This is a genomic window from Clavibacter michiganensis subsp. insidiosus, from assembly GCF_002240565.1.
Classification (GTDB): domain Bacteria; phylum Actinomycetota; class Actinomycetes; order Actinomycetales; family Microbacteriaceae; genus Clavibacter; species Clavibacter insidiosus.
The window spans coordinates 1,223,124-1,238,208 of record NZ_MZMO01000001.1 but is presented as its reverse complement, the minus strand read 5'-3'; the positions used below and the strand labels follow the sequence as shown (position 1 = coordinate 1,238,208).

General features: G+C 77.5%; 9 protein-coding genes. 2 read left to right on the top strand and 7 right to left on the bottom strand.

The annotated features are described in order from the left end of the window. Positions 1-1,008: an FKBP-type peptidyl-prolyl cis-trans isomerase gene (locus tag B5P21_RS06150; protein WP_236688678.1), complete on the bottom strand. Its 1,008-nt coding sequence runs from the start codon at positions 1,006-1,008 to the stop codon at positions 1-3. 144 nt (positions 1,009-1,152) lie between these two features. Continuing rightward, positions 1,153-1,638, bottom strand: a complete 486-nt coding sequence (locus tag B5P21_RS06145; protein WP_094170920.1) for an OsmC family protein — start codon at positions 1,636-1,638, stop codon at positions 1,153-1,155. 71 nt (positions 1,639-1,709) lie between these two features. On the opposite strand from B5P21_RS06145, the gene gabT reads away from it, so the two are divergent. Together gabT and B5P21_RS06135 are read left to right on the top strand one after the other, a co-directional pair. After that, complete coding sequence (gene gabT, locus B5P21_RS06140) at positions 1,710-3,125, top strand: 4-aminobutyrate--2-oxoglutarate transaminase (RefSeq protein ID WP_045528695.1); 1,416 nt, start codon at positions 1,710-1,712, stop codon at positions 3,123-3,125. Then, positions 3,125-4,135 (top strand): asparaginase, encoded by a 1,011-nt coding sequence (locus tag B5P21_RS06135; protein ID WP_045528697.1) that lies wholly within the window; start codon positions 3,125-3,127, stop codon positions 4,133-4,135. Before gabT ends, B5P21_RS06135 begins: the two co-directional genes overlap by 1 nt. On the opposite strand, the gene B5P21_RS06130 is transcribed toward B5P21_RS06135, so the two are convergent. From B5P21_RS06130 to B5P21_RS17235, 5 genes are all read right to left on the bottom strand, one after another. Beyond that, complete coding sequence (locus B5P21_RS06130) at positions 4,125-7,406, bottom strand: FtsK/SpoIIIE domain-containing protein (RefSeq protein WP_094170919.1); 3,282 nt, start codon at positions 7,404-7,406, stop codon at positions 4,125-4,127. The two genes, B5P21_RS06135 and B5P21_RS06130, sit on opposite strands and share 11 nt — an antisense overlap. Before the next feature lie 90 nt (positions 7,407-7,496). Beyond that, complete coding sequence (locus tag B5P21_RS06125) at positions 7,497-9,989, bottom strand: transglutaminaseTgpA domain-containing protein (protein WP_094170918.1); 2,493 nt, start codon at positions 9,987-9,989, stop codon at positions 7,497-7,499. Next, positions 9,986-11,479: a DUF58 domain-containing protein gene (locus B5P21_RS06120; RefSeq protein ID WP_094170917.1), complete on the bottom strand. Its 1,494-nt coding sequence runs from the start codon at positions 11,477-11,479 to the stop codon at positions 9,986-9,988. The genes B5P21_RS06125 and B5P21_RS06120 overlap by 4 nt, the downstream gene beginning before the upstream one ends. Continuing rightward, positions 11,476-12,540 carry an AAA family ATPase gene (locus B5P21_RS06115; RefSeq protein WP_045528702.1) on the bottom strand — a complete coding sequence of 355 codons (1,065 nt, stop codon included), beginning with the start codon at positions 12,538-12,540 and terminating at the stop codon, positions 11,476-11,478. Before B5P21_RS06115 ends, B5P21_RS06120 begins: the two co-directional genes overlap by 4 nt. Positions 12,541-12,599: 59 nt before the next feature. After that, positions 12,600-14,942: a hypothetical protein gene (locus B5P21_RS17235; protein WP_246865336.1), complete on the bottom strand. Its 2,343-nt coding sequence runs from the start codon at positions 14,940-14,942 to the stop codon at positions 12,600-12,602. Positions 14,943-15,085: the final 143 nt, after the last annotated feature.

Here is a 15,085-nt window from a genome sequence, read left to right as displayed (position 1 = left end):
CTACTGGGCCGGGGCGGACTGGGTGCCGAGGATGTCGACGACGAACACGATGGTGTCGGTGCCGCCGATGTCGTCGCCCTGGCCCTTGTCGCCGTAGCCGTCGGCCGGCGGGATGATCGCGATGACCTGCGAGCCGACCTTCTGGCCGACGAGCGCCTTCGTGAAGCCGGGGATGACGCCGCTCGTCTGGAACGAGACCGGCTTGCCGCCCTTGTCCCAGCTCGAGTCGAAGACCTTCTTGGTGTTCCAGTTGATGCCCGTGTACTGCACCGTGACGTTGGCGCCGTCGGTGACCTCGGGGCCGTCGCCGACCTTGAGGTTCGCGATCTTCGTCTCCGTCGGCGGGGCCGCGTCCGGGATGGTGATGGTGGGCGCGCCGTCGTCCGCGAGCGTGACCGTCGGGAAGCCCTCCGGTGCGGGCTGGTCCGCGCCGTCGGCGCGCGTGGGGACCTGGCTCAGCACGTCGACCACGATGACGATGGGGTCGTCGGCGCCGAGGCCGAGCGTCGTCGCCTGCTCGGCGGCGAAGCCGTCTGCTGCGGGGACCACCGCGACGATGCGCGATCCGACCGTGGTGCACTCGACAGCGCGGACGACGCCGGGGACGAGCGCGCTGTCGTCCAGCGTGGCCGGGAGCGGGGAGTCCGCGTTGTAGGCGAGCTGCGCGATGGCCTCGCCGGTCTTCCCGTTGTAGGCGGCGAGCGCGATGTTCGCGGTGGAGCCCGCGCCGACCTCCTCGCCGTCGCCCTCGGTGACGACGGTGCGCTCGGTCGTGTCGACCGTGAGCGGTCCGTCGACCGTGACCTCGGGTGCCTTCCCGAAGTCGCCGGAGACCTTGACCGACTTCGACGCGTCGCCCGACGGGGTGTCGATGCAGGACGCCCCCGCGGTGCGTGCGCCGGCCGTCGGGCTCGCGGACGGATCCGCGTCCGGCGTGCCGCTGCCGGAGCAGGCGGACAGCGCCAGGACGGCGGCCGCGGCCAGGGTGAGGGGGATGCGTCGCTTCACGTGAGTCGCTTTCATCGGCGCGCCGGACGCACCAGGTATGTGGGAGGGACTCGCACATTCTGCCCGAAGCGGCCGGGGACCGCCTGACAGGGGTGCCGGACGACCACCGGGATCGGGCAGCCGGACGCGGGGAGGGGCGGCGGGTCAGGCGCCGGCGTGGGCCTCGAGCACCGTGCGCGGCTCGTGGTGCACGGGGAAGTTCACGCTGGACGCGATGAAGCACCGCTCGGAGGCGCCCTGGTGCAGCGACGTCGCGAGCTCGACGTGCGCGGGATCGCGCACGGTGACGACGGGCCGCAGCGTGACCTCGACGAAGTGCCCGCCGCCGCCGTCCGTCTGCCGCATGGTGCCGGTGGGCTCGTCGCTGTAGCCGACGACGACGACGCCCGCCGTCGCGGCCGCGTGCAGGTAGCTGAGCAGGTGGCACTGCGCGAGCGCCGAGATGAGGGTCTCCTCGGGGTTCCAGCGGTCGACGTCGCCGCGGAACGAGCGGTCGGCGGATCCGAGGAGGTCGGGCTTGCCCGCCGCGCGGACCACGTGGTCGCGACCGTAGGAGCGGTGGTCGGACGTGCCGGATCCGCGGTCGCCCGTCCACTCGACGGATAGGGCGTACCGGTGCTCGATCTGCATGGGATCACGCTAGCGAACGGGGCCGCGGACCCCCTGGCCGCGGGCGTCCGCGCGGGTAAACTCGCCGGATCATGACAGACACCCTGGACTCCGCCCGCGTCGGCACCCCTGCCGGCTCCGCCTCCGACTCCCCCGCCGCGCCCGCCCGCGACGCGCGCCCGCAGGTGCCGCAGGAACGACGCATCGTGACGGAGATCCCCGGCCCGCTGTCGCGCGAGCTGCACGAGCGCCGGAAGCGCGTGGTGCCGCCCGGCGTCTCCTCCCTCCTCCCCGTCTACGTCTCCCGCGCGCACGGCGCGATCGTGGAGGACGTGGACGGCAACCGCTTCATCGACCTGGGCGCCGGCATCGGCGTGACCACCGTGGGGCACACGCGCCAGGAGGTCGTGGACGCGGCGACCGCGCAGCTCGGCGACGTGATCCACACGCTCTTCACCGTGACGCCGTACGAGGAGTACGTGCGCGTGGCGGAGCTGCTCGCGGAGCACACGCCCGGCACGCACGAGAAGCGCACGGTGCTCGTGAACTCGGGCGCGGAGGCCGTGGAGAACGGCGTGAAGATCGCGCGCAAGCACACGGGCCGCCGCGCGGTGGCGGTGCTCGACCACGGCTACCACGGCCGCACCAACCTCACGATGGCGATGAACTACAAGGCCTCGCCCTACGGCACGGGCTTCGGTCCGTTCGCCGGCGACGTGTACCACGCGCCGAGCTCGTACCCGTATCACGACGGCCTCTCGGGCGCCGAGGCCGCCGCCCGCACCATCTCGTACCTCGAGAAGCGCATCGGCGCGACCGACCTCGCGTGCGTCGTCGCGGAGCCCATCCAGGGCGAGGGCGGCTTCATGGTGCCGGCCGACGGCTTCCTCCCCGCGCTCCAGGAGTGGTGCACGGCGAACGGCGTCGTCTTCATCGCCGACGAGATCCAGTCGGGCCTCGCGCGCACCGGCCGGTTCTTCGCGAGCGAGCACCTCGGCCTCGTGCCCGACCTCGTGCTCACCGCGAAGGGCATCGCGGGCGGCCTGCCGCTCGCCGGCGTGACCGGACGCGCCGAGATCATGGACTCCGCGCTCCCCGGCGGGCTCGGCGGCACGTTCGGCGGCAACCCCGTGGCCGCGGCCGCCGCGGTCGCCGTCTTCGAGGCCATCGAGACGCACGGGCTGCTCGACGAGGCCACGCGCATCGGCGACCACCTGCACCACGCGCTCGCGGACCTGCAGGAGGAGCACGACATCATCGGCGACGTGCGCGGCATCGGCGCGATGGTCGCGATCGAGCTCGTGCAGCCCGGCACCGGATCCACCACGAAGGAGCCGAACGCGGACGCGGTCTCGGCGATCGCCGCGTACTGCCACGCGCACGGCGTGATCATCCTCACCGCCGGCACGTACGGCAACGTGCTGCGCTTCCTGCCGAGCCTCGCGATCTCCGAGGAGCTGCTCGACGACGCCCTCGGCGTGATCGCCGACGCGTTCCGGGCGCTCTGATGGCGGCAGCCGTCGAGACGATCCCCGTCCAGGGCGCCGTGGAGCTCGCGGTGCTCGACCGCAGCGGCTTCGTGGAGTCGCGCCACATCGGCGCGGCCGTCGTGCTGTCGCCCGGGGGCGAGGTGCTCCGCGAGGTCGGCGATGTCGCGACGCCCGTGTTCCCGCGCTCGAGCATGAAGCCGTTCCAGGCCCTCGCCGTGCTGGCGAGCGGCGCGGAGCTCACCGAGGAGGAGCACGTGCTCGCCACGGCCAGCCACGCGGCGACCGCGCGGCACGTGGAGGTCGTGCGCGGGATCCTCGTGAAGGCCGAGCTCGACGAGTCCGCCCTGCGCTGCCCCGCCGACTGGCCGCTCGACCGGACCGCGCGCGACGAGCTCGTGCGTGCCGGGATCCCCGCCTCGCCCGTGTACATGAACTGCTCCGGCAAGCACGCCGCGATGCTGCTGGCGTGCGTGACCAACGGCTGGTCGACCGACGACTACCTGCACCCGGACCACCCCCTGCAGGTGCGGATCCGCGACGTGGTCGAGCGGTTCACGGGCGAGCGGATCGCCACCACGGGCGTCGACGGGTGCGGTGCGCCCGTGCACGCGATGTCGCTGACGGCGCTCGCCCGCGGGATCCACCGCATCGCGAGCTCCGCGCCCGGCTCGCCGTTCGCGCTGTACCGGCACGCGGCCGCGCTCACGGCGGCGGTGCGCGCCCAGGGCTGGGCGATCGACGGCCCCGGCCGCGCGAACACGGTCGTGATCGAGCGGCTCGGTCTCTTCGCCAAGGGCGGGGCCGAGGGGATCATGATCATGACCGCCCCCGACGGCACGACCGTGGCCTCCAAGACGCTCGACGGCAGCCTGCGGGCGTCCACCATCGTGGCGCTCGAGCTGCTGGCCCGGGCGGGTGCGATCACGGGGGACGACGTGGAGCGCGTGCGCCCCGAGCTCGACCTCGTGGTGCTCGGCGGCGGCGCGCCGGTGGGCGAGATCCGCGTGTCGCCGACGCTCATCGGCTGATCCCGACGGGCTGCGCGGGGCCCGCGACGGCTGCTGCCGCCGGTGCCGATGCGACCTGCCGCACGGGTGGCGCGGGTGACCCGGGTGTCGCCGGGGGCCACGAGCAGCGGCGGATCTCGCCCTCGGGGGTGATCCGCCAGGCCCGCCCGGGGACCGGGGCGAGCGGCGGCGGCGCCGCACGGACGCGGAGGAGCGTGCGCACGTCACGCGCGGTGCAGCCCTCCAGGACGACGTCGCCGGTGCGGCGGATGTCCGCGAGGAGCGGACCGCGCATCAGCCAGGCGTCGGGATCCCCGACCACGACCCGGGGGCGCGCCGTGGCTCCCGTCCCGACGCCGTCCGCGGCCGATCCGGGGAACGGCTGATCCGAGGACCAGCCCGGCGGGATCCGGGCGGCCTCGACGGCGTCGACGCCGCTCTCCCGCAGGCGCGCGACCGCGATGACGGGCGTCGGCGTGACGAGCGCGTGGACGGCGTCGCCGGGGAGGACCACGCGGGGCGCGGGGTCCGCGAGCCCCGGCGGGCGGGTGGCCTCCGCACGCGAGGCGGACGGCGTCCCGACCTCGGGCGGCCGGGCCACCTGGATCCGCTCGCCGCGCCACTCCCCCGCACCGGGCACGGCGTGGGCGTCGAAGAGACGGCTCTCGCCGCCGGCCAGCACGTGCTCCTGCCGGGTCGGGAGCGCGAGGATCACCGGCGGTCCCGCGGCGGCCGCCACCGCTTGGAGCGGCCCGCCGGCGCGACGGGCCGAGACGGCGAGCGCCACCCCGACGTGCGGCCCCTCCCGGACGACGGCGGCCAGCCCCTCGAGCAGGGCGGCCTGGTGGTCGGGCTCCACGCGGGAGACGGCGACGTCGAGGTCGTCGGCCAGCACGAGGAGCGGCCCGCGCGGGCCGTGGGGGTCACGGACGCGGGCCACGACGGCGGCGACCGCGTCCCAGCAGCCCTCCGCGTCCGGGGGCACGCGGAGCACCTCGACGCCGGCCGCCGCGGCCGATGCCCGGATGGTGCGCAGGCACGTGCTGCGGCCGGATCCCGGACCGCCGACGACGAGCAGGTGGCCGTCGGTCGCGGGGCACCACGCGGCCGTCGCCCGCCGCTGCTCCGCGGGGAGGTCGACGAGGGCGAACGGGACGGCGGGCGCAGCGCCGTCGGCCACCGCGGGCCCGTGCCGCACGAGGGGCGGCACCGCGGCGAGGTCGGCGAGCGGGACGGACGCGGGCAGCGGATCCAGCCACGGGCGCCGCACGGGAACGGCCGTCGCGCGGACCGCGGCGATGCGGGCGAGGTCGTCCGACGTCGTGACCGCCACCTGGAACGGGCGCGCCGGGACGCCGTGCGCTCCGACGAGGCACCGGCCCGCGGGCGCGTCGGCGAGGCGGGCCGCCTCGACGGTGCCGAGGAGCGCCCGGCTGTCCGCCTCGTTGTTGACGCGGAGCGAGAGGCGGAGGTCGCAGTTGGCGAGCACCGCGTCGCGCACGACGCCGGCGGGGCGCTGGGTGCAGAGCACGAGGTGCATGCCGAGCGAGCGACCCCGGGCGGCGATGTCGGCGACGACCTCGTGCAGGCCGTCCTGGTCGGCGAGGAGCGCGGCCAGCTCGTCGACGACGATGACGAGGCGCGGCAGGGCGCCCGCCGCGGCGGGGTCGTCGACGTCGCGGGCGCCGGCGTCGCGGAGCACGCGCTCGCGGTGCCGGCCCTCCGCGCGCAGGCTCTCCAGCGCGCGGCGCGCGCCCTGGCCGTCGAGGTCGGTGACGAGGCCCACGGCGTGCGGCAGGACGAGCAGCGGGTCGAAGGCCGCGCCGCCCTTGAAGTCGACGAGGAGCACGGTGGCCTCCTCCGGGGGATGCGCCGCGGCGAGCGCCGCCATCCACGTGACGAGGAGCTCGCTCTTGCCGCTGCCGGTGGTGCCCGCGACGACCGCGTGCGGGCCGTCCGCGACGAGGTCGACGGCCACGGGACCGGCGTGCCCGACCCCGATGACCGCCGCGAGGGTGCCCGGACGCCGAGCCGGGCCCGCGCCCCCGGCGGCGTCGGGGCCGCCGCCGATCGGCAGCTCCGCGAAGGGCACGCGCGACGGGAGGGGCGCCCGCGCCGCCGCGAGCCCGCGCCGGCGCGCGAGGTCGGCGAGCTCGTCCGCGAGGCGCTCCACCTCCGTGAGCGACACGAGGTCGGGACGGACGAGGCCGGTGCGGGTGAGGCGCGGGATCGGGATCCCGTCTCCGCCCTGGGCGGGGAGGCCGGGCACCGCCGGATCCGCGGAGGGCGGGGAGGCGAGGGCGTCGGGGACGGCGTCGGCCGCGAGGATCCGCGCCGTGCCGGGGCCGCGGACGTCGAGCACCGTGCGGCACGCGGCCGGGAGCGACTCGACCCGCGGCGCTGCGGCGAGCACGACCTCCCGCGCGCCGAGCACGAGCCGGATCGCCGCGGCTCCCGGCTCGCCCGGCGCGGAGCCCTGCGCGGCGAGGCGGTCCGCGCCGGGACGCTCCTCGCGCAGCCCGTCGGCCGCGTGCGGGAGCCGCTCGAGCCAGTCCCACTCGGGCCCCGCCGGGCGCGACGCGATGCGCAGGTCGTCCGGAGGGAGGGCGTGCACGAGCTGGACGACGACGCCCCGGAGCACGGGGGCGACCAGGGCGGGGGCGCCGCGTAGCCCGAGGCCGCCGGCGGCGGACACGAGGACGGGCGCGTCGGGGATCCAGCGGACGAGGTCCGCCCACCGCGCGGGGTCGCGCGCCGGTGCGCCCCCGGCTCGAGACCGCGCGGTGCCCCGCCGCAGGAGGCGCCGGAGCGCACCGGATCCGTCCCGGCCGTCGGCCTCGGGCACGCGCGCGTCCGGATCGCCCCGCCAGACCATCCCGCTCGGCGCATCGCCCGTGCCGAGCGCGATCGGGAGCGCGCCGTCGTCGCCCGGATCCGCCCGCCAGAGGAGCGCGGGGTTGGCGCCGCCGTCGAGGATCTCGCGCGCGGACGGCGCCCGCGACCGCAGGGCGACGCGGGCGGCGGCGACGCGCGCCCGCACCTCGTCGTGCAGGCGCGCGACCGCGGCGCGGGACTCCCGTTGGACGCGACGGGCCGAGCGGCGGCCGGAGATGCGCTGGTCGGCGACGCCCGCGACGGCGACCACGGGGCCGAGCGCCGCGAACAGCAGCGCGTACGGCGAGCGCGTGACGGCCCACACGGCGACGCTGACGACGAGGGGCGCGGCGACGCCGAGCACGGGGAACGGGGGCGGCGGAGCGGGCGCGGGCGACGGGGGCGGGGAGATGTCCACCGGGCCAGGACACCAGGTGCGTGGGCGCATCGCGGCGAGGCGGGCCTGACTCGTGGACGCGGCACGCGGGAGGCCCCTGGGGAGGAGCCGTCAGGGCCGCGGAGTCCGCCGTCTCGCCCGCCCGCCGGTCCCGCCCGCCCGCCGCAGCGACGCGAGCGACACCATCGCCCGGAGCCGCTGCCCGCGGGTCCGCCCCGCGTCCATGCGCGCGGCCAGCTCGTCGACGCGGCGCCAGGCGGCGTCGGCCAGCGGACCGGGCACGTCGCCCGGCGCGAAGGCCGACTCGTCGGCCACGTCCGCGAGCCCGCGCGCGCCGCCCACGCCCACGAGCCGCGCCACCTCGCGCCGCGTGGCCGCGACGGGCGGCACGAGGCCGCGGTCGAGCGCGCCGTCGCGGAACTCGTCCCACGCGCCGCCGACCCGGTCGCGGGCCGCCGCCGCCCGGCGTCGCCGACGTCGGCGCGCGACCTTGGCGCCCACCACGGCGAGGACGGGCGACGCCGCGAGCCCGAGCCCGAGCAGCGACCAGCCGGCGACGCGCACGGCGGCGAGCACGGCCTGGAGCGCGGGATCCGCCTCGGGGCGGTCGTCGCGGCTCGCGTCCGGCGGCGTGCGGTCCTCCGGCTCGGCCTGCTCCTCGACGGGCGGCGGCAGCACGGTCTGCGGGCGCGCGACCTCCGTGGGCTCGTCGGGCAGGGCGTCGGGGACGTCGCGGACAGGCGGGTTCGGATCCACCGCGACCCAGCCGGACGACGCCGTGTCGACCTCGATCCAGGCGGTGACGTCGGACCCCTGGATCCGCACCGGCCCGCCGAGCGCCTCCCGCACGGCCGCCTCGCCGGGCGCGAACCCCATGACGACGCGGACGGGGAAGCCGATGTCGTCGGCCAGGAGGGCGGCCGCGACCGCGTACTGCTCCGCGTCGCCCAGCATGGGGCGCGTCGTGAGGAGGTCGGCGATCCGCTCGGCCGAGTGGCCCGACCGGCTGAAGGGCGCGTCGCCGACGCCGTGGCTGACGTACCCGTCGGCGCGGAGGGCGGAGATCGCGGCGACGAGCTGCGCGCCGGGCGACGCGGAGGTGCCGGCGCCCGCGTCGGTGCCGCCCGCGGTCGCGCCGTCGGGGGCGGCGGTGGACGCCTCCACGCGCGCGGCGACCTCGTCGGGCACGCCCGTGGGCCGCGGGGCGACCGCGTCGCCCGGGCGCTCGTCGGCGAGCGCCTCGAGCGGCGGCGTCGACGCGACGACGGCCTCGATCTCGTACGCGTCGCCCGCGGCCAGGCCGCCGATCACGGCCCCGGTGGCGGTCGCGTCGTCGTAGTAGAAGGAGTCCGCGAGACGGCCGCCGTCGTCGCCCGCGAAGGCGATGCGCTCGAGGCGGCCGGCGCCCGGTAGCCACACGCCGCGGTAGGCGTCCACGACGACGTCGAGGGTGACGTGGTCGCCCGGGACGCCCTGCTGGTCGAGCCGGTACGGCACGCGCGCGAAGGTGCCGGAGGCCTGGCCCGTGCGCGACGCGTCGACGCTCCCGCGCGCGCCGCCCGTGCCGTAGACGACGCCGTCGTACGTGTCGAGGGCGGCGAGGCGCACGCGTCCGCCCGCCGGGAGGCCCTGGACCGTGAGCAGCGTGTCGTCGACCGTCGGCGCCTTCCAGTAGGTGCGGAAGGACGAGAGCGGGCTGACCTGCTCGCGCGGGTCGAACGGCTGCTCGACCGTGGAGCGCAGGCCCGTGCGGGACGCGCCAGGAGGGGCGGCGGCCGTGGCGGCGACGCCGGCGACGAGCGCGACCGCGAGCACGACGACCGCGGACGCGCCGGCGCGCGTGCCCGAGCGGCGGCGGTCGGACGCCGACTCCACCGGGATCCCCGCCTGCCGGCCCAGGCGGCGCACCGCGCGGTGGCGGCGGCGCCAGCGGCAGCGCGCGATCCACAGCAGCGCGGCCGCGAGCCAGGCGAGCGCGACCGGGACGAGGAGCCCCGCGGCGTCGGGCGCATCGGGGCCCTGGCTGCGGTCGGGGCCGAGGGCGGCCGCGACGACGAGGATCACGAGGGAGGGGATCACCGCGAGCTCCGGCCGCCGGGTGCGCAGCGCCACCGAGACGCCGATCACGGATCCCAGCAGCACGAGCGCGAACGCGGGCACGAGCAGCGCCTGGTAGTCCCCGACCGGCAGCGCGATGGTCACGAGCCGCACGACGCCGAGCGACGCGCCCTCGACGAGCTCGCCGAGGCCCGCGAGCGTGGGGCGCCAGCCGTCGACCGCGCCGGTGGGGACCGCGAGCGGCATCCCGAGCGCGAGGAACGCGACAACGACCGCGCCCGCCACGACCGCGCTCCCCCAGCGGTACCGCGCGCCCGCGACCGCGACGAGCGCGCCGACGACCAGCGTGATCGCCGCCATGCGGACGAACGACGCGTCGCGGTAGACGGGCCAGAAGGCGGCCGCGGCGAGGCCGGTGAGGAGCGCGATCGCGACGACGGGGACGAGCGTGCGGCCGGGGTCGCGGGATCCGGCGGGGACGCGGGGGCGGCCGGCGTCGCGTCCGGCGGCCGGGCGGCGGCCGGCCCCGGAGGCCCGCGCGCTCACGACGCGCTCCGCTGCAGGGCGCCGCGCAGGTCATCGAGGTAGCCGATCGTGAGGACCGACAGGTCGCCGAGGCGACGGAGGCCCGGCTCGACCTCGGGGTCGCAGACGACCGCGACCACCTGCACGCCGGGCGGGAAGCCGACGGCGGCCGCGCGGATCGCGGCGGGCGCCGCCCCGGTGCCGCAGACGAGGAAGACGACGGAGACGCCCGCGACCTCGTCGGCCGCGGCGCGCGCCAGCTCGACGAGCGACGCCGCGCGGTCGGACGCGCCGATCTCGGCGAGGTCGTCGAGGAGGCGGTCGCGCGTGACGGTGGCGAGGCGGCGGAGGCGCGCGGAGCGGGATCCGGGCGGGGCCGGGCGCGCCACGGTGCGGGCGAGGCCGGGCAGCGTGGGCACGGTCGGGAGGCGACGCGCGCGCCGCGCCGACCGGTCGGCGCTCGCGACGACCTGCAGGGTGCGCGCGTCGACGATGGCGCGCGCGCCCAGGGATCCGACGACGCTCACGGCCAGCTCGAACTCGGCGTCGGCGGTGGATGCGGCGAGCGCGCCCGCCGCGGATCCCGCCGCGACCGTGGTGCCGCCCGGGGGAATGCCCGCGGCGCCGCCCGCCGCGTCCGGGCCCGGGGCGCCGTCCCCGTAGTCGCCCGCGTGCAGCGACAGCGCGACCATGATGTGGCTCCGCCGGGTCTCCTCGAACCGCCGCACCATGTGCACGCCGGTCTTGGCGGTCGAGCGCCAGTGGATGTGCCGCACCGGGTCGCCCGGCACGTACTCGCGGAGCGACTGGAACGACACGTCGCTGTCGGTGAGGTCGCGCGTGGCGCGGCCCTCGAGGTCGCGGACGAAGCCCGTGCTCGTGCTGGGCATCGCGAGCGTGCGCGGGTGCACGAGCAGCCGGGTCGCGGCGGCCTCGGCGGACTCGCGGCGCACCAGGCCGATCGGGTCGCCGCGCACGATGCGCGCGGGGCCGAGCGCGATCACGCCGCGGCGCGAGGTGGGCACGACGAACACGTCCTCGTGGGTGTGGCCGTGCGCGAGGGAGGGCACGTGGACCTCGGCGAGCCCGGATCCGACCGGCACCTCGACCGTGAGGCCGACGGCCCGGCGGCGCAGCGGGTTCCGGACGGCGACGGTCGCGGGCGCGCGCTCCCCCGCGACCACGCGGTCGCGCGGCAGGCGCAGAGAGACCTCGACCCCGGAGGATCCGACGAGGTGCAGCAGCGCGATGACCCAGAGCGCGGCGCCGGTCCACGCGACCGCGACGAGCTCGCGCCAGCCGAGCGCGTAGCCGACGGCGCCCGCGACGACCGCCGCCAGCGCGACGACCCGGCCGAGCGGCGTGACGACCGCGACGAGGCGCGCGAGGGCGTTCCGCGGCGGGACTACCTCGGCCGATGGCGCGGGCGCGGGCGCGGGAGCGGGAGCGGCGGCGGCGACGTCGGCGGGATCCGACCCGGCGGCCGCGCCGCGCGTCCCGACCGCGCTCATCCGCCCGGCCGCGCGCCCGCGGCGCCCGCGGCGTGCGCGGCGTGCGCGGCGTGCGCGCCCGCAGCACGCGCGCCGGCCGCGGTCGGCGCCGCCCCCGCGTGCCCGTCGCGCGGCGGCGCGGTCTCGATGAGGATCTGCGACAGCACGCTCGTGGGCGTGACCCCGTCGAACTCGGCCTCGGGATCCAGCAGCAGGCGGTGCGCGAGCACGGGCTCGGCGAGCGCCTTCACGTCGTCGGGCACCACGTAGTGCCGGCCGTCGGCGGCGGCCCACGTGCGGGACGCGCGCACGAGCGCGAGGGCGCCGCGCACGCTCGCGCCCAGCCGCACCTCGGGCGCGGTGCGGGTCGCGTCGACGAGGCGCACCACGTAGTCGGCGACCGCGGGATCCACGTGCACGGTCCCCGCGCGCTCCTGCAGATCCCGCACGGAGGCGGCCGTCGCGACGGGCGCGAGCGTCACGTCGTGGGCGCTCACGGACGCGCCCTGCAGGATGCGCAGCATCGACTCGTGGTCGGGGTACCCGATGGAGGTGCGCAGCAGGAACCGGTCGAGCTGCGCCTCGGGCAGCGCGTAGGTGCCCGCCTGCTCGACGGGGTTCTGGGTCGCGATGACCATGAACGGGTGCCCCACGTCGTACGGCGTGCCGTCGACCGTGACGCGGCCCTCCTCCATCACCTCGAGGAGCGCGGACTGGGTCTTCGGGCTCGCGCGGTTGATCTCGTCGGCCAGCACGATGCTCGCGAACACCGGCCCACGGTGGAACTCGAAGTCGCCCGTGCGCTGGTCGTAGACGCTGACGCCCGTGATGTCGCCGGGCAGCACGTCGGGCGTGAACTGGACGCGGCTGTGCGTGCCGTCGACGGTCTGCGCCATCGCGCGCGCGAGCGAGGTCTTGCCGGTGCCGGGCACGTCCTCGAGCAGGAGGTGGCCGCCCGTGACCATGGCCGTGAAGGCGAGGCGCACCACGTGCGACTTCCCGAGCAGCACCTGCTCCACGTTGCGCACGAGCCGCGCGAACTCGTCCTGGAAGGCGCGGGCCTCGTCGGCGGTCATCGTCATGGGGGCGTGCCTCTCGGGTGCGGCCGCGTCGTCCGGCGGGATGGCCGCGGGTTCGGCCGTCATCCGCGGTGGGCGTACGTGTACAGGGTGCCCGAGTTCGCGGTGACGCGCACCTCGAGGATCCGCTCGCCGCCCGCCGGGACCGTGCAGGATCCGGCCGCGCCCGAGGACGCGTCGGCCCACGCGCCCTGGCCGCCGCAGCGCCGCTCGCTGCGCGCGTACCCGCCGCCGTCGCCGCCGCGCCCGAAGCCGGCCACCGCCGGCGGCATCGAGGTCCAGGAGAAGGTCGTGACGCCCGCCTCGTCGGTCGTCGACCGCACGTCGCCCGCGCGCGCGTCGACCGCGGTGCCGGCGGAGACGGGAGCCGACCAGCCGCTCGAGCGCGGGCGCCCGTCACCCGAGTCCTCGACCACGCGCACCTGGATCGTCGCGCCGGCGCCCGTGCGCGGCAGGGTGAGCGCCTGGCCGACGCCGACGGGCACGCCGTCGCCCTGCCCGTCGACGCGGTACAGCAGCTGGGCGGACGCGGACGCGCTGCCCGGCCGGTAGCGGGCGCCCGCGAGGACCGCGCGGAACACGCCGTCGCTCCCCCGGTCCGCGCGCGGCAGGTCGACCGTGACGACGGGCGTGGACGGCGCCGTGCGCGGCGTGAGCTGGCCTGCTTCGACGACCGTGCAGCCCTGGCTGTTGGCGGCGAGCACCGCGAACGCGACGGGCTGGTCCGTGGCGAGGCCCGTGAACACGTGGCTGGTCGCGCCGCCCACGTCGACCGCGGGGCCGTGGTCGGCCTGCCACGGCGACACGCCCTCGGTCGGCACGGAGCAGCCGGGCGCGGACCCCGGGGCGTACGCGGCGACGAGGTAGCGGATCCCGTCGACGCCCTGGCCCTGGAACGCCGGCCACGACACGGTCACGCGCGTCTCGTCGGCCGGGTCGGCGACCGCGGAGGGCGCGCCGGTCGCGGTCGGGGCGCCGCGCGGCGTGCCGGTCGCGGTGGCGGCGAGCCACGCGGTGCCGTCCTGCACCTGGGCGCTGTTGCGCGCGGCCACCGAGACGGCGACGGGCACCTCGGCGACGAGCGATGGATCCCGCACCTCGATGCTCGTGGCGTCCGCCGCGACCTGCCGGGCGATGCCGCCCACGCCCACGACGTACTGCGTGACGGGGCTCGACGACGACGGCACGGCCGACGGCTGCCACGAGACGCGCACCCCGTCGACGAGCGGCTCGACGGCGAGGCCCGCGGGCGAGGCCGGGAGCACGTCCGACCAGAGGCCCGAGATCGACACGGGGTCCGAGGCGCCCACGCCGTTCACCGCGGAGACCTCCACCTGCACGGAGCTCCCCGGTCCGTTGCCGGGCGTCGGCACGGTGCACGTCGTCGACGGGCAGGTGACGGTCGCGGTCGCCGTGCCGCCGCGGAGGACGCGCACCTGGTAGCCCGTGATGGCGGATCCGTTGAAGGCGCCCGGCTCGAACGCCACCGTGAGCGAGCGGTCCGCGAAGCCGGAGGCGCGGAGGGCCGAGACGGGCCCCGGGCGGTCCTGCACGTGGATCACGACGGAGCCGAACGCCGCCCGGCCCGCGTCGCCCGTGGCGTCGCGCACCTCGTACTGCACGCGCACGTCGCCGGGCTCGGCGTCGGCGGACGCGCGCACGGCGAGGGTCGCGCGGTCGTCGGACGGCGTCACGGTGACGCCCGCGGGGAGGCTCGCGCCGTCGGCGCCGCGGATGGAGGCGACCGTCAGCGGCGTGCCCGGGAAGGGGTTGCCCGCCTGGTCGTTGGCGAGCACGTCGACGGAGGTGGCGGATCCGCGCGTCACGGTCCCCTCGTCGGTCGCGGGCTGCGCGAGCGGGCGCGTCGACGGCACGACGCGGAGGTCGACGCGGCCCGCGCGGCCGGTCTGCGTCGCGTCGCGCACGCTCACGGGGAAGGACGCGGCCTGGCCCGTCGCGATGCCCTCGTCGGCGGAGATGCGGAGCGTGCCGCCGTCCACCGACGCGCGGAACCCGGCGGCGACCGCCCCCTCCAGCGCGAACGCGAGCTGCCCGCGGTCGTCCTGGTACGGGTAGGTGGTGAGGCGGCCGAGGTCGACGTCCTTGGACTGCCCGGGCTCGAGGTCGATGACCGCGCCCGTGAACACGGGCGGCTGGTTCTCGGTGGGCGTCACCGTGATCGGCAGCACGAGCGCGGCGGTGCGCCCGCCGTCGCCGGATCCGTCGGTCACCGTGAACGAGATCGCCGCGGGCCCGAAGTACCCCGGCTCGCTCCGGTAGGCGATGGTCTCCTCGTCCACGAGCTCCACGGGCCCGTCGGCGTGGGTCGCCGAGAGCGAGTTCGGGTCGGCGATCCGCACCGCGCGCCCGCCCGCCGCGACCACCTGCTCGTCGAGCTCGACCACGAGCCGCTCGCCGCTCGCCGCTCGCCACCGTGGGCCGGGGCTCGCCGACGCGCAGCTGCGGCAGCGTGTCCGCGAAGCCGGGGACCCAGACGAACGCCGTCGCGGAGATGGACGGGTCGTCCGGCTGCGCGACGGTGAACGGG